15 protein-coding genes and 2 pseudogenes are annotated in these 18542 nt (G+C 68.6%); 3 read left to right on the forward strand and 14 right to left on the reverse strand.

Features of this window, described 5'->3' with window-relative positions; all coding sequences use genetic code 11:
* The first annotated feature begins 3 nt into the window (after nucleotides 1-3).
* On the forward strand, nucleotides 4-930 hold the full coding sequence (locus tag HQ312_RS08465; RefSeq protein ID WP_056447002.1) for an AEC family transporter: 927 nt from the start codon (nucleotides 4-6) through the stop codon (nucleotides 928-930).
* 53 nt (nucleotides 931-983) lie between these two features.
* Nucleotides 984-1445: a hypothetical protein gene (locus tag HQ312_RS08470; protein WP_027504144.1), complete on the forward strand. Its 462-nt coding sequence runs from the start codon at nucleotides 984-986 to the stop codon at nucleotides 1443-1445.
* 6 nt (nucleotides 1446-1451) lie between these two features.
* Here HQ312_RS08470 and HQ312_RS08475 read toward each other — a convergent pair whose 3' ends face one another.
* Genes HQ312_RS08475 through HQ312_RS08485 form a run of 3 tightly spaced genes read right to left on the reverse strand, consistent with a single transcriptional unit; the run spans nucleotide 1452 to nucleotide 5203 of the window.
* Nucleotides 1452-3416 carry a VWA domain-containing protein gene (locus HQ312_RS08475; RefSeq protein WP_056446995.1) on the reverse strand — a complete coding sequence of 655 codons (1965 nt, stop codon included), beginning with the start codon at nucleotides 3414-3416 and terminating at the stop codon, nucleotides 1452-1454.
* Complete coding sequence (locus HQ312_RS08480; protein ID WP_222627689.1) at nucleotides 3416-4819, reverse strand: sigma 54-interacting transcriptional regulator; 1404 nt, start codon at nucleotides 4817-4819, stop codon at nucleotides 3416-3418. The genes HQ312_RS08475 and HQ312_RS08480 overlap by 1 nt, the downstream gene beginning before the upstream one ends.
* Nucleotides 4820-4867: 48 nt before the next feature.
* Nucleotides 4868-5203 (reverse strand): hypothetical protein, encoded by a 336-nt coding sequence (locus HQ312_RS08485; RefSeq protein WP_081821049.1) that lies wholly within the window; start codon nucleotides 5201-5203, stop codon nucleotides 4868-4870.
* 67 nt (nucleotides 5204-5270) lie between these two features.
* Between HQ312_RS08485 and HQ312_RS08490 the strand changes: the two genes are divergently transcribed.
* The gene (locus HQ312_RS08490; RefSeq protein ID WP_204866400.1) at nucleotides 5271-5762 is read left to right on the forward strand and encodes a glutathione peroxidase; all 492 of its coding nucleotides are present in this window, start codon (nucleotides 5271-5273) and stop codon (nucleotides 5760-5762) included.
* Nucleotides 5763-5791: 29 nt separating this feature from the next.
* Here HQ312_RS08490 and purH read toward each other — a convergent pair whose 3' ends face one another.
* The 11 genes and pseudogenes from purH to HQ312_RS08550 all read right to left on the reverse strand — a co-directional run.
* Nucleotides 5792-7393: a bifunctional phosphoribosylaminoimidazolecarboxamide formyltransferase/IMP cyclohydrolase gene (purH, locus tag HQ312_RS08495; protein ID WP_051612967.1), complete on the reverse strand. Its 1602-nt coding sequence runs from the start codon at nucleotides 7391-7393 to the stop codon at nucleotides 5792-5794.
* Nucleotides 7362-8006, reverse strand: a complete 645-nt coding sequence (purN, locus tag HQ312_RS08500) for a phosphoribosylglycinamide formyltransferase (protein ID WP_222629067.1) — start codon at nucleotides 8004-8006, stop codon at nucleotides 7362-7364. The genes purH and purN overlap by 32 nt, the downstream gene beginning before the upstream one ends.
* A 106-nt stretch (nucleotides 8007-8112) precedes the next feature.
* Nucleotides 8113-9561: a DUF6350 family protein gene (locus HQ312_RS08505; protein ID WP_222638316.1), complete on the reverse strand. Its 1449-nt coding sequence runs from the start codon at nucleotides 9559-9561 to the stop codon at nucleotides 8113-8115.
* A gap of 59 nt (nucleotides 9562-9620) precedes the next feature.
* A complete protein-coding gene (locus tag HQ312_RS08510; RefSeq protein ID WP_222638317.1) occupies nucleotides 9621-10892 on the reverse strand; it encodes a DUF5336 domain-containing protein in 1272 nt (423 codons plus the stop codon).
* Nucleotides 10893-10991: 99 nt separating this feature from the next.
* Nucleotides 10992-12116, reverse strand: coding sequence for a dimethylsulfone monooxygenase SfnG (gene sfnG / locus HQ312_RS08515; RefSeq protein ID WP_027504151.1), 1125 nt, complete (start codon nucleotides 12114-12116; stop codon nucleotides 10992-10994).
* A 38-nt stretch (nucleotides 12117-12154) separates the two neighbouring features.
* Nucleotides 12155-13390: an acyl-CoA dehydrogenase family protein gene (locus HQ312_RS08520; RefSeq protein WP_222638318.1), complete on the reverse strand. Its 1236-nt coding sequence runs from the start codon at nucleotides 13388-13390 to the stop codon at nucleotides 12155-12157.
* A 68-nt stretch (nucleotides 13391-13458) separates the two neighbouring features.
* Nucleotides 13459-14949: pseudogene (locus HQ312_RS21855) on the reverse strand (DUF222 domain-containing protein).
* 30 nt (nucleotides 14950-14979) lie between these two features.
* Nucleotides 14980-15972, reverse strand: a complete 993-nt coding sequence (locus HQ312_RS08535; RefSeq protein WP_222638321.1) for a zinc-binding alcohol dehydrogenase family protein — start codon at nucleotides 15970-15972, stop codon at nucleotides 14980-14982.
* A 90-nt stretch (nucleotides 15973-16062) separates the two neighbouring features.
* The gene (gene sucD, locus HQ312_RS08540; RefSeq protein WP_027504157.1) at nucleotides 16063-16965 is read right to left on the reverse strand and encodes a succinate--CoA ligase subunit alpha; all 903 of its coding nucleotides are present in this window, start codon (nucleotides 16963-16965) and stop codon (nucleotides 16063-16065) included.
* 14 nt (nucleotides 16966-16979) lie between these two features.
* Entirely contained in the window at nucleotides 16980-18143 is a 1164-nt protein-coding gene (sucC, locus tag HQ312_RS08545; protein WP_056446972.1) for an ADP-forming succinate--CoA ligase subunit beta, read from the reverse strand.
* Between the two features lie 137 nt (nucleotides 18144-18280).
* A pseudogene (locus HQ312_RS08550) lies at nucleotides 18281-18542 on the reverse strand (hypothetical protein); the annotation flags it as partial.

The following is an 18542-nucleotide window of genomic DNA, read 5'->3' on the forward strand; positions in this document are numbered from 1 at the left end:
CCCGTGTCAGGAGTTCTCGCCGGATTCACCGTCATCTTCGTGGTCGTCTTCATCGGCTACGTCGTCGCCCGTACGGGCGTACTCGGTGAGTCCGGCGGACTCGTTCTGGGGCGGATGGTGTTCTTCGTCGCCACTCCGGCGCTGCTGTTCGACACCCTCGCCCGCGCCGACCTGTCGGTGATCTTCTCCCCCACACTCGCCATCACGGCCGTGGGGGCTCTGCTGGTCGGAGCCCTGTATCTGGTGATCGCCCTGACGATCACGAAGCGCACGGTCCCCGAGGCCACCATCGGGGCACTCGCCGCGTCCTACGTCAACGCGGCCAACCTCGGCATCCCCATCGCCGTGTACGTCCTGGGCGACGCCTCGTTCGTCGCGCCGCTGCTGCTCTTCCAGATCATGATCTACTCGCCGCTGGCCCTGACGATCCTGGACGTCTCGACGTCGTCGCGCGGCACCTCGCTGGTCGGTGTCGTGGCAGCCCCGTTCACCAACCCGATCGTCCTCGCCGGCCTCGCCGGACTGGCGCTCGCCGTGACGGGTCTGAGCCTGCCCGACCCCGTGATGCAGCCGTTCGCACTGCTCGGCGGCGCCAGCGTTCCCGGCGCCCTTCTCGCCTTCGGCATGTCGTTGCAGGGCGTACGCGTGCTCGAGCGGGGAGCCGGACCGCGCCGCGACGTCGCGCTGGCGACCTTTCTCAAGATGGCCGTGCTGCCCGTCCTCACCTACGTCCTGGCGCGGTGGGTGTGGCGCATCGACGGCCACGACCTCTTCGCCGTGGTGGTCATCGCAGCGCTTCCCACCGCGCAGAACGTGTTCATCTACGCCACCCGCTACGGCCGCGGAACCGTGCTGGCACGCGACACCGCGTTCGTCACGACGCTGGTGTCCGTTCCCGTCATCGCCCTCGTCGCCGCGCTGCTCGCGTGACCGTGGGAGCGAGCTCGGCCGGGCCCGCGCGCGGCCGCGCTACCGTGGAGGTCATGAGGTCGTTCGCCCTGGGGCTGCTGTTGTGTGTCGCACTCGGCGGATGCGGCTCCTCCGACCCCGGCGACGCCGGCGACCTCGAGACCGGCGCGGCGTCCCCCACCGACCTCGTGCCCGTCCCCGGCTCACCGCCGGTTCCCCACGAGGTGGCCGCGGACCAGGTGGGCACCGAGTTCACACCCGGCGCGTCGCTGGTGATGGCGCAGTCCACACCGTTCGAGGCGTGGACCGCGCTGCCGGGCAACCGGATCGCGGTGCACTTCGTCACCGGCACTCCCGAGTGCTACGGCGCCGACGCGACCGTGGAGGAGACCGAGGAGACGGTGGTGGTCACCGTCCGGACCGGCACCCTCGAATCCGCGAAGGACAAGTCCTGCATCATGATCGCCGTGTACGGGACCATGGAGCTGCAGCTCGCGGCCCCGGTGGGCACCCGCACGGTGCTCAACGGGACCTGAGCCGGCTCAGCGCTTCCTGCGGGCGCTCAGATAGTCGCTCACCACCGCGGCACCGAGTCCGTCCAGATCGGGTGCGACGACCCGCCCGCCCACGCGCTGGGCCATCCGGTCCACGACGCGGGCCAGACCGGGATCGTCTCCCAGCCGGAAGATCGTCACCTGCGCACCGATCTTCGCCAGGGTATCGAGCTCCCTGACCGTCAACCCGAGGGTCCGCGGATGCGGCGGATAATCGAAGAAGGCGTGGCCGTCCGGTTCGAGATGGGCGGTCGGCTCGCCGTCCGTGACGATGAGCACCACGGGTTGGGCGTTGGGATTGCGCCGCAGGTGCGCCGTGGCCAGCATCAGCGCGTGGTGCAGGTTGGTGCCCTGGTCCCACGCGCCGTCGAGCCCCGCCAGTTCCGACGGTGTGAGCGTCTGCGCGTGTCGTCCGAAACCGATCATCGTCAGATCGTCGCCGCGGAACCGCGTGCTGACGAGGTGATTCAACGCCAGCGCCGTCCGCTTCATCGGAACCCAGCGACCCTCCATCACCATGGAGAACGACGTGTCCACCAGCAGGGCCACCACGGCCTGTGACCGTAGCTCGGTCTCGCTGATCTCGACGTCGGTGACGGCCAGACGCACTCCGGTCTCGCCGTCTCCGCGAGGTTCCGTCGCGGTGCGCAGGACGGCGTTGGTCACCGTCCGGACGACGTCCCACGGCTCGGTGTCGCCGAACTCCCAGGCGCGCGACGCACCGGTGGGCTCGCCCATCGCGCCCGCTCGGCGGGTGTCACGCTCACCGCGGCGCGATGCCATGCCGCCCGCGACGTCCTTCAGAGCCGATTGCCCCAACTGCCGCATGGCCTTCGGGGACAGGCGCCACTGTCCGTCGGCCCCCTTGTCGAGGAAACCCTCCTGCTGCAACGCCTTCTCCAGGTCCGCCAACGTCCGCGCGTCCGCGGCCGCCTCCGGACCCAGTTGGCGCAGCAACGCATCGGCGTCGATGTCGTCGAGCGCCGCACCATTGTACTGCTGCGAGAGCTGGTCCCCCAGCTCCTCGAGTTCGGCGATGTCCTGCAGCACACCGGTCCCGTCGCCGAGTCCCATGCCCTCCTGACCGCGGAACTTCTGGGCGGAGTCCCAGTCCTCCCCCGGCCGGGCAGACTGCAGATTCGCGTCGAGTCGCGACAGCTGGTCCATCAGGTCCTGGCTGCCGAAGGCCTGCTGCGCCAACGCGTCCAGCTCGGCACGCTGCTCCGCGGAGAGCGAGTTCCGCAGCCTCTGCGCTGCCGCGGACCGCTCCGCGAGAGCATCGATCAGGTCGTCGATGGTCTCGGGATTCTCGGGGAAGAACTCACCGTGATCGCGCATGAACTTCTCGAACTGCTCGTCGGTGTTCTCCCCGCGCGCATGGGCGTCGAGCATGTCGTTGAGATCGGACAGCATCTCGGCGACCCGAGCACGGTCCTCCTCGGTGGCCCCCTCGAGTGCCTGCTTCATGCCCTTGAAGCGTTGATCGAGCACCTCGCGGCCGAGCAGATCCTTGATCTTCTCGTAGTTCTCCCGCGCCTCGCTGCTGCGCCAGTCGTAGTCGGCGAGCTCCTGCACGGCCTGCGCCGTCGACGGAGGCAGTTCGGCGATCTGCATCTCCTGGAAGCGGGCGTCGTCGTCCAGCGCACGGGCCAGGGTCTTGCGCTCCTCGAGGACCGCCTCGTCCAACAGCTCGCGCACCTCCTGCAGGGTGCCGTCGAGATTCTTGTTCTTCAGCAGTTCCCGCCGACGACGGTTCGCCCGCGCGGCGAGATCGTCCAGGCCGCGCATGTTCTTCGTCCCGCGACGCAACATCTCCTGCATCGCGCGGCGCGGCGACGCACCTTCGAGAACGTCCTGACCGATCGCGTCGAGCGCCTCCCGCAGATCGACGGGTGGCGCCAGCGGATCCGGACCGTCGACGTACGGCCCGTACCGGGAGTTGTGGCCCGCCATCAGCTGTACACCGTCTGCCCGTCGTCGCCGGTGTCCTTGCCGATGCGACGTGCGAGGTAGAGACCCTCGAGCGCGAGCTCGACAGCCGCGGCGCGCTCACCGTCGGAGGTCGCGCCCAGACGCTCGGCGATCTCGTCGATGACAGGAAGATCCGGCAACTCGTTCAGCAGCACCTTCGCGGTGACTCGATCACCGGTGATCACGGGCTCACCCTGCTCGACGGCCGTGACGAGAGGGCCCAGGTCGATACCGCCGAGTGAGTCCCGTGCGGTGTCGGCTGTGGCCCGCCGCAGCAGGTGGTTCAGAACCTCGATCTCCCGTCCCTCCTCGCCCGACTCGAACTCCACCTTGCCCCGCAGGACGTCGACGATCGTCTGGGTGTCGACGGGTCGAGCCACCGGATCGGACTCGCCCAGCACGGCGGCACGGTGCACGGCGGCCGCGCCGACGGTCTCGGCGGCGGCGACGGCGAACCGAGCCGAGACGCCGGAACGCTGGTCGACCGACGGCGATTCACGCAGCAGCCGGGTGAACCGCGCCAGCACCTCGAGCACGTGCGGCGGCACGACTGCGGTGAGGTCGGCCTCCTGCTCGATGACCGCGATCTCGTCGGTCAGCAGGATCGGATAGTGGGTGCGGATCTCGGCGCCGAACCGGTCCTTCAGCGGAGTGATGATCCGACCGCGGTTGGTGTAGTCCTCCGGGTTCGCACTCGCGACGAGGAGCACGTCGAGGGGCAACCGCACCGTGTAGCCACGGATCTGGATGTCGCGCTCCTCCATCACGTTGAGCAACGACACCTGGATGCGCTCGGCGAGGTCGGGCAGCTCGTTGATCGCCACGATCCCGCGGTGGGTACGCGGCACGAGGCCGAAGTGGATTGTCTCCGGATCGCCCAGGCTGCGGCCCTCGGCGACCTTCACGGGGTCGACGTCGCCGACGAGGTCGGCCACCGACGTGTCCGGGGTCGCCAGCTTCTCCGAGTACCGCTCGGAGCGATGGCGCCAGGACACCGGCAGATCGTCGCCGAGTTCGGCTGCCCGGCGGATCGAGGCGGGGGTGATGGGGTCGTAGGGATGCTCACCGAGCTCGGAGCCGTCGATGACGGGCGTCCACTCGTCGAGCAGCGTGGCGAGGGTACGGAGCAGGCGGGTCTTGCCCTGCCCGCGCTCGCCGAGGAGAACGACGTCGTGCTGGGCGAGGAGTGCGCGTTCGATCTGCGGAAGGACGGTGTTCTCGAATCCGAGAATGCCGGGCCATGCGTCGCGGCCCTCGCGCAGGGCGTCGAGCAGGTTGTCGCGGAGTTCGTTCTTGACTGTCTTCTGGACGTGTCCCGACGCGCGGAGTTCACCGAGGGTGGTCGCGCGCGGGTGTGGATCTCGACTACTGGGAGACTGGGTCACCCTTCCAACGTACGAGCGTCGAGCCGTTTCGGCACGTGCACAGCTCGATCAGTGCCCCGACGGGTCCGTCAGGTCTTTGCCCTCGGCGTTCTTGACGCGCTTGCGTTCGAGCAGGATCACTGTCAGACCGGCGGCCCAGAGGATCACGGTGGCCGGGAACAGGATCATCACCCACCCCTCGAAACCGCCTCCTGCGGCAGTGAGCCCGAGACCCATGGCCCCGAGGCCCAGTGCGATGAGGAAGTAGCCGGGCCAGTTCCGGGCATCGGCGATGGCCTCGCCGGCGTGTGCGCGGAAGGTCCGCTCGTCGTCGCGAGGCTCGCGCTCCGAGCTGCCCTCCTTCATTCCGCCGTCCGGGTCGCCGTCACGGTGGTCCTGAGTCATGGCCCGCGTCTACCCTCGCCGAGAACAGACCAAACACGATGTGGCCTCCTGCCGGTAGCGTCGAGCGGTGACCGAGACCAGTGCATACGACTTCACCGCCACGACCATCGACGGCGAGCCCGTCGACCTCGCCGCCTACAAGGGCAAGCCGCTCCTCATCGTCAACACCGCTTCGCAGTGCGGATTCACGCCGCAGTACGAGGGCCTCGAGGTGCTGAACAAGACGTACGGGCCGCAGGGGCTGGTGGTTCTCGGCTTCCCGTGCGATCAGTTCGGGCACCAGGAGCCCGGCGACGCCGACGAGATCAAGAACTTCTGCTCGCTGCGGTACGACGTCACGTTCCCGATGCACGAGAAGATCGAGGTGAACGGCGACGGCGCTCACCCGCTCTACAAGTGGCTGCGCGACCAGAAGTCGGGCGTGCTGGGCAGCCGGATCAAGTGGAACTTCACCAAGTTCCTCATCGACGCCGACGGCAAGGTGGTCGACCGTTTCGGGCCGACCACCAAGCCGGAGAAGCTCGCGAAGCCCATCGAGAAGGTTCTCGCGAAGGGCTGAGCCCGGGGGGGGTCGAGGTTCGGGAGAGGTCAGTGTGCGAAGTGGCGTGACCCGGTCAGGTACATGGTCACGCCCGCCTCGCGCGCTGCCTCCACGACCTCGGTGTCGCGGATCGATCCGCCGGGCTGCACCACCGCCGCCACCCCCGCTGCGGCGAGGATCTGGAAGCCGTCGGGGAACGGGAAGAAGGCATCCGACGCGGCCACGGCGCCCGTGGTGCGGTCGCCGGCGCGGCGCACGGCCAGTTCGGCGGAATCGACCCGATTGACCTGTCCCATGCCCACTCCCACGGACGCACCGTCCGCGGCGATGAGGATGGCGTTGGACTTGACGGCGCGGCACGCCTTCCAGGCGAACTCGAGGTCGGCCAGCACTGCCTCGTCGGCGGGCTCGCCCACGGCCAGGGTCCACCCCGACGGATCGTCGCCCGCGGCGTCGAGACGGTCACGGTCCTGCAGCAGCAGGCCGCCCGAGATCTGCTTGATCTCCGGCACCGCCGTCGGCGGCTCGCACACGAGGACGCGGATGTTCTTCTTGCGCTGCAGCACTCCCAGCGCGCCGTCGGCGTAGGACGGGGCGATGATGACCTCGGTGAAGATCTCGGCGACCTGCTCGGCCATCTCGACGGTGATCTCGCGGTTGGACGCGATGACGCCGCCGTACGCGCTCACCGGATCGCAGGCGTGCGCCTTGCGATGCGCCTCGGCGATGGAGCCGGACGCCGACACCGCGATGCCACACGGGTTGGCGTGCTTGATGATCGCCACGCACGGGAGATCGTGGTCGAACGCGGCACGCCAGGCGGCGTCACCGTCGGTGTAGTTGTTGTACGACATCTCCTTGCCGTGCACCTGCTCCGCCTGCGCGATGCCGGCGGGAGCGGACGGGTCGACGTACAGAGCGCCGGCCTGGTGCGGATTCTCGCCGTAGCGCAGAACCGAGGCGCGCTCGTAGGTCGCGCCCATCCATGCCGGGAAGTGCTCGGACTCGTCGGAACCGCCGGCGACGAGGACGTCGGTCATCCAGGACGCCACCGCGACGTCGTATGCTGCGGTGTGCTGAAACGCCGTGGCGGCCAGAGCGATTCGCTGCTCGAGCGTGAATCCGCCACCCTGCACCGCGGTCAGCACGTCGGCGTAGCGAGCGGGATCCACCACGACCGCCACCGACGGATGGTTCTTCGCCGCGGCGCGGACCATGGACGGGCCACCGATGTCGATCTGCTCCACGCACTCGTCCGGACTCGCACCGGACGCCACCGTCTCGGTGAACGGGTAGAGGTTGACGATGACGAGCTCGAACGGAGCGACGCCCAACTCGTCGAGCTGCGCGAGGTGTTCCGGCTTGCGCGTGTCCGCCAGGACGCCGGCGTGCACGCGCGGATGCAGCGTCTTCACGCGGCCGTCCAGGGTCTCGGGGAAGCCGGTGAGGTCTTCGACCCGAGTCACCGGCACGCCCGCGGCGGCGATGCGCCCGGCGGTCGATCCGGTGGACACGATCTCCACCCCGGCGGCGTGAAGGCCCACGGCCAGCTCGTCCAGACCGGTCTTGTCGTAGACGCTGACGAGTGCGCGCGAGACGGCGCGCGTGTTCTCTGGGTTAGTCACTGGGGATCTGGGCCTTTCGTCCATCGGTGATGACTCCGCGTGTGGCGACGGCGGCGACCACGTCGATCAGCAGCCGTCGTTCGACGATCTTGATGCGCTCGTGCAGCGACTCCTCGGTGTCGCCGTCGAGCACCGGAACAGCTTCCTGCGCCACGATGGGCCCGGTGTCCACACCGTCGTCCACCAGGTGGACGGTGGACCCGCTGACCTTCACACCGTGGGCGAGGGCGTCGGCCACCGCGTGCGCGCCCGGGAACGACGGCAGCAGTGCGGGGTGGGTGTTGACGATGCGGCCACCGAAGCGTGCGAGGAACACCGGCCCGAGGATGCGCATGAATCCCGCGCTCACGACGAGATCCGGTGACCAGGAGTCCACGACCTCGGTGAGGGCGGCATCCCACTCCGCACGCGAACCGTGGTCCGACACGGCCACTCGCCGGGACGGCAGCCCTGCGCTCTCGGCACCGCACGGGCGATCCACCACCACGGCGACGACCTCGGCCGGGAACTCGGGAGCGGACGCGGCCTCGACCAACGATCCGAGCAGTGATCCGACCCCCGAAGCGAGGACGACGACGCGGGCCGGGAGGTCCCGCCCGGGTGTCGAACGCGGGGCAGACAGCGTGCTTCTCCTCAGCTGCTCGGGCGGGTCAGGTGCTCTGTCGGCGTGGGATCACGCCGACAGGAAGCCTAGACGGCCGCCGTTCGCCTCCTCGATCGGCCTCGCTCGGGGAAGACGCGCGTCAGGGAGCGGTGTCGGTGCCGCCGGGCTTCTCGGGCTCGGCCGACTCGTCCGGCAGGTCGACGATCTCGGCGTCGACGACGTCCGCCTCCACGGCATCGTCTTCGGTCTCGACGGTGTCGGTGTCGGTGGTCTCGACTTCGGTCTCGGCTTCCACGATGTCCGTGTCCGTCGGCGCGGCGTCCGGGGCTGCGGGGAGGGCGGCCGGCTCACCGAGCATCGATGTGCCCGCGGAGTCGTCGGATTCGCTCTCCTCGGCTTCGCTGTCCTCGTGCCATCCGTGGATGTCGTGGCGCCGCATCGACCAGGCGGTGACGGCCGCGGTGAGCGCGCCCACCACGAGGCACCACGCGAAGGTGGTGACGCCGAGGAGCGGCGCATCGACACCGAGATGGCCGAACGTTCCCACCGAGCCACCGGCGACGACGCCGATCAGGACGGCCGCCACGCTCACGCAGACCGCGGCGGCGGCGGCACTGCGCACCGCGTCCACCAGGGACGTCGTCGCACGAGCACACGCACGCCCGAGCACCACGGCGGCGAGTGCGGGGACGACGAGCATGACCGGCCACCACACCTGGGCCGACGATTCGGGCATGACTGCCAGCACCGGGACGGCAGGAAGCTGACCGCCGGTCGTCTCGGTGACGGAGACCATCGCCGCGCCCACGTGGGCGGACGACCCGGTGACGACCGACGACGCCGCCACCACGATGTTGGGCAGATACAGCACCGAGATCGCGGTCAGACCCAGCGCTCCGCCGATCCCGCCGCCGGACTCGAGCAGCGTGCCGAGCGTGGAGAAGGACAGCACGAGAGAGGCGGCGACGACGACGGCGCCACCGGCGAGCAGTACCGCGCCGGCACGCGCCGCGGGAGCGAAGGACGCTGCGAGCCACGGCGGCAGGACCACCGTGCGCATGAGTGAGGGCCAGGTACCGCGGATGCAGCCGATCGCCGCACCGATGCCGTGCACGAGGATCACCCACCCGAAGGTGGCGAGTGCGTTGGGCGTGCTCAGGGCGATGACGGTGGACGCGTCGTGAATCATCGCGAGCATCACCGCCGCCATCGCGAGCGGACCCGCGATCGCCGCGCCGACGACCCATCCGATGTCGCGACGGGTGGAGGCGTCGGTCAGTGGCCGCGCGACCGCCGACGACACCGCGTGCACCAGCACGAGAGTGGGCAGCAGCGGAAGGATCGACAACGTCGCACCGGCGATGCCCAGCGGCACCTGATGCACGGCCAGCCACGTGGCGGCCAACGCGCCGAACGTCCCCGTCAGGTCGCTGTTCGCGGAGACGAGCGTCACCAGCACCACGGCCGTGACGACGGCCAGGAGTAGCCCGACGGGCCGGAACGCCACGGTGAGCAGCATTCGAGCCTCGTCGGGACTCGGACCGAAACGGCCCCGCGTGTGCGGTTCGCGATCGAGTAGTGAGGTCATCACCGATCAGGTTCTCACCGTCGGCGCGGTGGAGAACCTAGGCGCGCCGACGACGCGGTTCAGCGGCGGTCGTCCGACCGATCGCCGAAGTCGAGTGCGCGGGTGGCTTCCGGTGCCTGCTGCTCGGGCGCCTGCTGCTCGGGTGCCTGTTGCTCGGGTGCCTGTTGCTCGGGTGCGTGCCCCTCCGTGCTCGGCTGCTGCGCGGACGACTGCTCACCGGTGGGAGGTGTCGCGGACTCCGCCGATGCGGCGTGCGCGGGGGCGGTGTCCGCGGCGGTCTGGCCGACCGGCTGCCCGTAGCGCTCGGTCGGGGCGCTGTAGGGCGATCCGTAGCCCTGCGGCTGGCCGTACCCCTGCTGACCGTAGGCGCCGGGCTGCGCCTGACCCTGCTGGCCGTATCCCTGCGGCTGCCCGTAGGCACCCGGCTGTCCGTATCCCTGGGGCTGCCCGTATCCCTGCGGCTGCCCGTATCCCTGCGGCTGCCCGTATCCCTGCGGCTGCCCGTATCCCTGCGGCTGCCCGTAGGCACCCGGCCGCCCGTAGGCACCCGGCTGGCCGTACCCCTGCGGCTGGCCATAGCTCTGCGGCTGCCCGTAACCCTGCTGGCCGTATGCCTGTTGGCCATATGCCTGCTGCCCGTAGTTCTGCTGGCCGGGACCCTGCTGTCCCGGGCCACCCGGCTGGCCGAACTGCTGCTGCTTCGGACGCGGCGCCGGAACCGTCACGACTCCCGAGTCGACGAGAAGCGCACCGACGGCCGCGGCCACCTGCACGATGGCCAGGATCAGCACCAGGATCGACCCGATGCCGATACCGACGCGGACGGTCTCACCGAAGGCGGTGAACGCCGCCCCGCGGTTCACCAGCTGGAAGATCAGCGTGAGCAACGCGGTGACGGACAGCGCCGCGACCAGTCCCCGCGACGTCGTCTGCCGCGGCAGGAGGCCCGCGGCCGTTACGAGCGCAGCGAGGAGGAGCAGCGCCACGGACGTCGGGTCGCCCAGCTCGCGTTCGAAGAAGTTGGAGGACTCACCGCCGAGCGCGAACTGCGCGGACAGACCGAGCAGGAACGCGAGGACACCGGTGCCGATGACGACGTACGACGCGATACGGGCGACCTGCGTCGTGCGCGCCGCGATCTGCTCGGTCGTGTTGTCGTCGGCGCCGGCCGCGTCCGCGTCGACGGACGGGGTCGCAGCGCCGTCAGTGCGGTCGATCGACGCTGAACGGTCGTCGACCTGCCCGGTCTCCGTGGACGGGTCTCCGAAGGTGGTCGTCCGCGGGTCCGTCCGGCCGTGGTCGTGGTCGGGTCCCCCTGGTGAGAAGGTCATCTCGATTCCTCTTCCTCGGTGCTGGTCGTCGGTCGGCCGCCGACTGCGGCGGCCGCGCCGCTCACCAACACTACGGACCCGCGGTGAGTGACTCCTCGCTCAGGCGACGCCGACGGGTTCGCGGTCACTCGCCCGCGCGGCCTCGATCTCCCGCACCAGCGGCAGAATCTTCGCTCCGAAGTACTCGATCTCCTCCTGGAAGTGCAGGAAACCGCCGAGGATGAGGTCCACGCCGCGGTCGCGGTAGTCGACGATGCGCGTCGCCACCTGTTCGGGCGTACCGATCAGTTGAGTCTTGAAGCCGTCGTTGTACTGCACGAGGTCCTCGAAGCTCGAGTCGGCCCACATGCCCTTCTTGTCCGACGTCGAACTGCCGGCCTGCTGCACGGCACCGCGGAACCCCTCGACTGCCGGCTTGTTCGCCTTCTCGATGATCTCGCGGAGGGTGTCCCTCGCCTCCTTCTCGGTGTCGCGGGCGATGATGAAGCCGTTGAGACCGAACTTCACTTCACGCTGATGGGCCTGTGCGACGCGCCGCACGTCGTCGATCTGCTCGGTGATGCCGTCGAAGTCCTTGCCGTTGGAGAAGTACCAGTCGGAGTACCGACCTGCGTTCTCCCGTGCCGCCGACGAATTACCACCCTGGAACAGTTCGGGATTGGGACGCGCGGGCGTGTTGAGCGGTTTCGGCTTGAGCGTGAAGTCGTGGATGCGGTAGAAGTCGCCGCGGAAATCGACGTCGTCCTCGGTCCAGATCTTGCGCAGCACCTGCAGGAATTCGGCGCTGCGTCGGTAACGCTCGTCGTGTTCGAGCCAGGGCTCACCGAGATGCGTGAACTCGTCTTTGAACCATCCACTCACCACATTGACGGCGAAGCGTCCGTTGGAGAGATGGTCTGCTGTCGCACCGAGTTTCGCGAGCACGGCCGGTTGCCAGAGCCCGGGATGCACGGCGGCGATGACCTTGAGGCGCTCGGTCGCGAGGAGCAGTCCCAGACTGAAACTCGTGGACTCGTGTTGAAACTCGGCTCCGTAGCTGGCCTCGTACCGGACCTGGCTCAGCGCGTACTCGAACCCGTTGTTCTCCGCCGTCTGCGCGAGCTTCTTGTTGTACTCGAACTCCCAGCTGGTGCGTTGCTCGATGTCGCTGGTGACGAGGCCACCACTGACGTTGGGCACCCAGTAGGCGAACTTCACTTCGTCGGCGATCTTCTCTGTACTCATGCAGTCCTCGGTTCGATAATAGTGCGCGACATATGATTTCAGGAGTACCAGGTGGGCTGGGGCAACTCGCCGGTGAGCACGTGGCGGCCGACCTCGCGGCGCTTGTAGGCCACCGGATCGTGCAACGTGTGCGTGCGCACGTTGCGCCAGAAACGGTCGAATCCGTGACTCGACGCGGTGGCGCGGGCGCCGAGCCCCTCGAAGATGCCCGACGTGATCTCCAGGGCGACCTCCGTGGCGCGTGCCTTCGCCGCGGCGACGCGCACCTCGTGCTCGCCGCGCTCGTGCTCGGTGACGGTCCAGGCGTTCTCGTGGATCCGCTGCTGCTCCGCGGCCACGGCGTCCGCGAGAGCCTCTGCGGCCCAGAGCTTCGCGGTCAGGTCTCCGTACAGGTCGATGATGTAGGGCTCGTCGAGCGCGTTGTCCACGGTGCTGTGCAGCCACGCTCGCGTGGTGGTGCGCGTGTAGTCGGCAGCGGTCTCGAGGGCTCCACGTGCGATGCCGAGGTAGAAGTTGACGAACACCAGCTGGATGATCGGGACGTTGAGGGTGTTGTAGACCCGCGGCTCGAACGCTTTGTTCGCGAATCCGGCGGCCGAGCTCCAGTCGGTGCGGACGTGATCGATGGTGACACTGCCACTCTCGGTGCGACGCTGACCGATGTTGTCCCAGTCGTCGTGGAACGTCAGGCCCTCGGAGTTCGACGGAACGATGGCGAAGACGTGGGTGTCGGTACCGGCGAGCACCCCCTCGAGCACGGTCACGTCGGAGACACGACTGCCCGTGGAGAACGTCTTGGCACCGTTGTAGACGATCGTGTCGCCCTCGTCGGTGATCTCGACGTCGTTGTCGCGCGGGTTGACCGCGCCGCCGAAGAACCAGGCGTTCTCGGTGGCGGCTTGTTCGACGGCAGCGATCTGCTCCTTCGTCCCGACCAGACGTGCCGCCCAGAACCACAGCAGGTGGTAGCCGAGCAGCTGTCCGATCGACCCGTCGGCGGCGGCCACGGCGCGGATCACCTGGTAGGCGGTCTCCCAGGTCTGCCCGCCACCACCGAACTCGATCGGCCCGAGGATCGTGACCAGACCGGACTCCTTCAACAACGTCACCTCCTCGTGCGGCGCCTCGGTGGCGCGATCACGGGCGACGGCGTCGACGGCGAGGATCGCGGCCACCTCGTGGGCACGGTCGATCCATTCCGCGGACGTCGTGGGAGCGGTGGTCCAGCGCGGTTCGGTGGCGGCGCCGGCGGGGCGGGTGTCGGTGATCGTCATGCCCGGAAGTACATCGCCCGGGTCGATGCGGAACCACCGTTGCGCTCTGGGTGATTCGAACGGTTCGCTCACTCGCCGGGTGCGGTGAAGTAGTCGGTGCCGTGCGAGTCGCGGACATGGACGATCCCGTCCCGGAGCATGCGGTGGTGCCACTGCCGCCGGGTCTTCAGGCCGTGGTGCCGACGGCACAGCGGCGCGAGGTTGCCGGTGACGGTCCAGCCGCCTCTCTCCGGGTCGGTGTGGTCGAACGGGACGACATGGTCGAGGTCGCAGTCCTCGCTGGGCACAGCACATCCCGGGTGAACGCACGTCGAATACAGCGCTGTCACCAGCGACGCGATCGCTTCCGACGGCCGGTACGTCAACGCCCCGGCCGGGGGTACGGCGAATCCCCCATGTCCGTCGGGGTCGGCGACGGCACGGTCCACCGCCGATGGTGGGAGCGCGCGGAGGTACTCGGTGTCCTCCCGCACCGCCCGCGCTCGAACGCTGTCCATTCGCCCCGTGGTCGGTGTCCAGCCTGCCGGCATCCGCCGAGTACGTCGAACCTCTCGCCCGGCATCCGCGGCCTCGTGCTCCGGGCATCGGCAGCTGCACCCCACCCGCGGTTCCGCGACCTTCGCGGCGGTGATCATCGCCTGCCACGTCGCATCCCCGGCGATTCGCCGGGCCACGTCCGCAGGAACCGGACCCCAACCCACGAGATGCCCCGGCTCCCCCGCCAACCCCGCCGCCGTGGCCGCATCGAGCACGATCACCGCAGTAGCCTCCGGACGGGCGACCGACCCCCGCTGTTCGCAGTCATGGCCGGCACAGTCACACGCGACAGCTCCGCCGGCGAGCACCGCGTGAGCTGCATCGAACAACCGCGCGGACAGCGGCCGCGGATCCGTCGCGCACACCCCACGCGCCGCCGACACGATCACCCGCTACACCGCGGCGACCTGCTCCGCCGGACCACGAATCGTCAGCTCCGCCTGACCCCGAGGGCGCTTGCGCACCGTTGCCGACCGCTCCCGCGTCGCCCGTTCACGCGCTTCCCGGTGCCACTGCGCGTCGAACTCCGCGAGGATCCGGTCGACCGCCGCTGCCACCGCACCCGGAGTGCACCTCGACGCGGCAGCGATCACCCGCTGCAGCAGCGCTTCGGTGGCCTTCGGAACCCCGGCCACCGATCGGCACACCGTCCGAAACGCCGCATACGCCAACCGGCCCGCATCGAACGCCTCCGCCACCGCCGGACGGGCTGTGCGAATCAGAAACAGCCACTCGGTCACCGTGCGCGTCGACACCGCCAACGCCGCCGCGACCTCCGCCACCGCACAGGTCTCAGCAGCTTCCGCGTCGAACACCCCACCCGGACCGAGCACCGACGGCCGACGCGACGACTCCTGCACGTACGCACACGACGCCGACACGGTCCGGGCGAACGAGGCCTGAGCGTCAACCTTCGCCGACACCAACACATCCGTCGAAACCACTGTGTCGTACACGAATTCACCCCCCGGTGATGCCTCGATCAGACCGCCCCCCGACGACCTGAGCAGACAGTAACCCACCCCACCGACAAGAACTCGGGCACGATTTTCCTACCGAACGACGACCACCTTGCCGATGGTGCCGCCACTTTCCAACCGCCGGTGCGCGTCCTGCAGGGTGTCCACGTCGAACGGTGACAGAGTCGTGGTGCGGGTGCTCCGCAGAGTTCCGTTGTCGATGAGTCGCGAGACCTCGTCGAGGATGGTGTGCTGAGAAGTGCTCTCCGGCAACGACAACGGCACCGTGAACATCAGTTCCCAGTGCCAGGTCTGGCTCTTGGCCTTCAGCGGCATCAGGTCCAGGCCGACCGGATCGTCGATCGCCACGACCTGACCGTGCACTGCCATCACCGCGGCGTAGGCGTCGACATTGCCCTCGGAGAACGGCGAGAACACGTACTCGACGCCGTCCGGTGCCAGGGCACCGACCTCGTCCACGAGGGAGTGCCGATCCACCACGTGATGGGCGCCCATCTCCATTGCCCAGTCGCGGGATTCGCCGCGCGATGCCGCGGCAACAACGGTGAGCGAGGTCAGTGCCCGGGCGAGCTGGATGATCATCGACCCGGTACCGCCGGCGGCCCCCATCACGAGAAGTGTGCCGGTGCTGTCTTTCCCGAGTCCGAGCCGGACGAACAGCGATTCCCAGGCGGTGATGGCGGTCAGCGGCACGGCCGCGGCGTCCTCGGCGGACAGTGACGACGGCGCATGGCCGACGATCCGCTCGTCGACGAGTTGGTACTGGGCGTTGCTGCCGTCCCGAGCTATGGATCCCGCATAGAAGACTCGATCGCCGGGCTCGAAGATTCGGGCGTCGGAACCCACCGCGACGACCTCACCGACGGCGTCGAAACCGAGGACCTTCGGGCCGTCGGACGGATCGAAGGACGAGCGAACCTTCGTGTCCACCGGATTGACGGACACCGCGTCGACACGTACGAGAACGTCGAATCCGGTGGGCGACGGAGTCTCTCGCTCGATCTGCACGAACGGCGAGTCGGGTTCGACGGAGACGATGGCGGAGTGAGTCGCGGGAATGCTCATACCTCGACGGTAGTCCCCCGGAACGACACGAGGGAGGCAAGCTTCCCGAGCGGGAAATCGGCCTCCCTCGTGTGAGAGAAGAAAGAGTGACTACTTCTTCTCGAGGATCTCGCGCGCGAGGGCAGCGGTCTCGGACGGCGTCTTGCCGACCTTCACGCCGGCCGCCTCGAGGGCGTCCTTCTTGGCCTGAGCCGTTCCCAGCGAGCCGGAGACGATGGCGCCGGCGTGGCCCATGGTCTTGCCCTCGGGAGCGGTGAAGCCGGCGACGTAACCGACGACGGGCTTGGTGACGTGCGCCTTGATGTAGTCGGCTGCACGCTCCTCGGCGTCGCCACCGATCTCGCCGATCATGACGATGATCTCGGTGTCGGGATCGTTCTCGAACGCCTCGATGGCGTCGATGTGCGTGGTGCCGATGACCGGGTCGCCGCCGATGCCGATGGCGGTGGAGAAGCCGAAGTCACGGAGCTCGAACATCATCTGGTAGGTCAGGGTGCCCGACTTCGAGACGAGGCCGATGGGGCCCTTGCCGGCGATGTTGGCGGGCGTGATGCCGACCAGTGCCTCGCCGGGGGTGATGATGCCGGGGCAGTTCGGCCCGATGATGCGGGTCTTCTTGCCCTTTTCGACGTTGTAGGCCCACGCGTACGCGCTGTCCTGCACCGGGATTCCCTCGGTGATGACGACGAGCAGCGGGATCTCCGCGTCGATGGCCTCGACGATGGCGTCCTTGGAGAATGCCGGCGGCACGAACGCGATGGACACGTCGGCTCCGGTCTTCTCCATGGCCTCGGCAACGCTGGCGAACACGGGCAGCTCGACGTCGGAACCGTCGGCTGCGGTGTGCTTGACCGTGGTCCCGGCCTTGCGAGCGTTGACGCCGCCGACGACCTGCGTGCCGGCCTTGAGCATCAGGGCGGTGTGCTTGGTGCCCTCGCCGCCGGTGATGCCCTGGACGATGACCTTGTTGTTCTTGTTCAGGAAAATAGACATAGTTTCGGTGCCCTCTACTTCGCAGCCAGCTCGGCGGCCTTGTCGGCGCCTTCGTCCATGGTCTCGGCCAGTGTCACCAACGGGTGCGCAGCATCGGCGAGAATCTTCCGGCCTTCTTCGACCTTGTTGCCGTCCAGGCGGACGACCAGCGGCTTGGAGGCGGTGTCGCCCAGCGTCTTCAGAGCGCCGACGATGCCGTTGGCAACCGCGTCGCACGAGGTGATTCCGCCGAAGACGTTGACGAACACGCTCTTGACCTGCGAGTCGCCGAGGATGACGTCGAGGCCTGCGGCCATGACCTCTGCCGAGGCGCCGCCGCCGATGTCGAGGAAGTTGGCAGGCTTGACGCCACCGTGCGCCTCACCGGCGTACGCGACGACGTCGAGGGTCGACATGACCAGTCCGGCACCGTTTCCGATGATGCCGACCTGTCCGTCGAGCTTGACGTAGTTGAGGTCGTTCTCCTTGGCCTTCGCCTCGAGTGGGTCCGCCGCGTCGGCGTCCTCGAACTCGGCGTGGCCCTTCTGACGGAAGTCCGCGTTGGCGTCCAGGGTGACCTTGCCGTCGAGGGCGAGGATCTGGTCGTCCGGCGTGCGCACGAGGGGGTTGACCTCGACGAGCAGCGCGTCTTCCTTGATGAAGACGTCCCACAGCTTCTGGATCGTGTTGGCCGCGGCGTCGAGCACCTCGGCGGGAAGCTTGCCGGCCTCGGCGATCTCACGCGCGAAGGCGAGGTCGACACCCTTGACGGCGTCGACGGGGATGCGGGCGAGCGCGTCGGGGTTCTCCTCGGCGGTGACCTCGATCTCGACACCACCCTCGACGGAACACATCGCGAGGTACGTGCGGTTCGTGCGGTCGAGCAGGAAGGAGATGTAGTACTCCTCCGCGATGTCGCTGGCCTCGGCGACGAGGAGCTTCTTGACGACGTGGCCCTTGATGTCGAGCCCGAGGATCGCTTCCGCGTTCGCCTCGGCCTCGGCGACGTCCTTGGAGTACTTCACGCCGCCGGCCTTGCCGCGGCCGCCGACCTTCACCTGGGCCTTGACCATGACAGGCTTGCCGATTTCTTCGGCGATCTGTCGTGCACCGGCGACCGTGTCGGTGACACGACCTGCCGACGTCGGAACCTCGTGCTTGGCGAAGAGTTCCTTCGCCTGGTATTCGAAGAGATCCATCAGCTCACCATCTCGTCTGCGTTGACGCCCGCTCGAGGGGTAGGAGCGGGTCCGACTTGCGACTGTAACTTTCCACCGAGAGGCCTGATCGACAGCCCGTCGAACTTGTGGTTCAGATCACCGACCTGCGCCGACATCTACTCACCAGTACGAAAAAATCCTGCCGCCACCAGCGCCGATGCCGCAGCGCCAACAGCGGTCACGAAGGCCCCCGACGACGCCGTCACGCCGGGGCCCGCGCCGCCGAGGATCGGGCTCAGCGCGACACCCGCCAGAGCCACCGCGGAACCGATCTGGAGCGCCGCGGCGCGCGACGACCGAGCGCGAGCCGCGACGGCGGCGCCGATCAGGACGGCGGCCACGAGCACCAGCCGCCCCCACACGTCCCACCCCCACGGC

Origin of the sequence: Rhodococcus sp. BP-316, assembly GCF_019836105.1 — a bacterium.
GTDB lineage: Bacteria > Actinomycetota > Actinomycetes > Mycobacteriales > Mycobacteriaceae > Rhodococcoides.

What these genes read in the sequence shown, in the direction of transcription:
- HQ312_RS08470 (WP_027504144.1), top strand. Translation starts at nt 984, where the DNA reads ATGAGGTCGTTCGCCCTGGGGCTGCTGTTGTGTGTCGCACTCGGCGGA.
- HQ312_RS08475 (WP_056446995.1), bottom strand. Translation starts at nt 3,416, where the DNA reads ATGGCGGGCCACAACTCCCGGTACGGGCCGTACGTCGACGGTCCGGAT.
- HQ312_RS08485 (WP_081821049.1), bottom strand. Translation starts at nt 5,203, where the DNA reads ATGACTCAGGACCACCGTGACGGCGACCCGGACGGCGGAATGAAGGAG.
- purH (WP_051612967.1), bottom strand. Translation starts at nt 7,393, where the DNA reads ATGGACGAAAGGCCCAGATCCCCAGTGACTAACCCAGAGAACACGCGC.
- HQ312_RS08505 (WP_222638316.1), bottom strand. Translation starts at nt 9,561, where the DNA reads ATGACCTCACTACTCGATCGCGAACCGCACACGCGGGGCCGTTTCGGT.
- HQ312_RS08510 (WP_222638317.1), bottom strand. Translation starts at nt 10,892, where the DNA reads ATGACCTTCTCACCAGGGGGACCCGACCACGACCACGGCCGGACGGAC.
- sfnG (WP_027504151.1), bottom strand. Translation starts at nt 12,116, where the DNA reads ATGAGTACAGAGAAGATCGCCGACGAAGTGAAGTTCGCCTACTGGGTG.
- HQ312_RS08520 (WP_222638318.1), bottom strand. Translation starts at nt 13,390, where the DNA reads ATGACGATCACCGACACCCGCCCCGCCGGCGCCGCCACCGAACCGCGC.
- HQ312_RS08535 (WP_222638321.1), bottom strand. Translation starts at nt 15,972, where the DNA reads ATGAGCATTCCCGCGACTCACTCCGCCATCGTCTCCGTCGAACCCGAC.
- sucD (WP_027504157.1), bottom strand. Translation starts at nt 16,965, where the DNA reads ATGTCTATTTTCCTGAACAAGAACAACAAGGTCATCGTCCAGGGCATC.
- sucC (WP_056446972.1), bottom strand. Translation starts at nt 18,143, where the DNA reads ATGGATCTCTTCGAATACCAGGCGAAGGAACTCTTCGCCAAGCACGAG.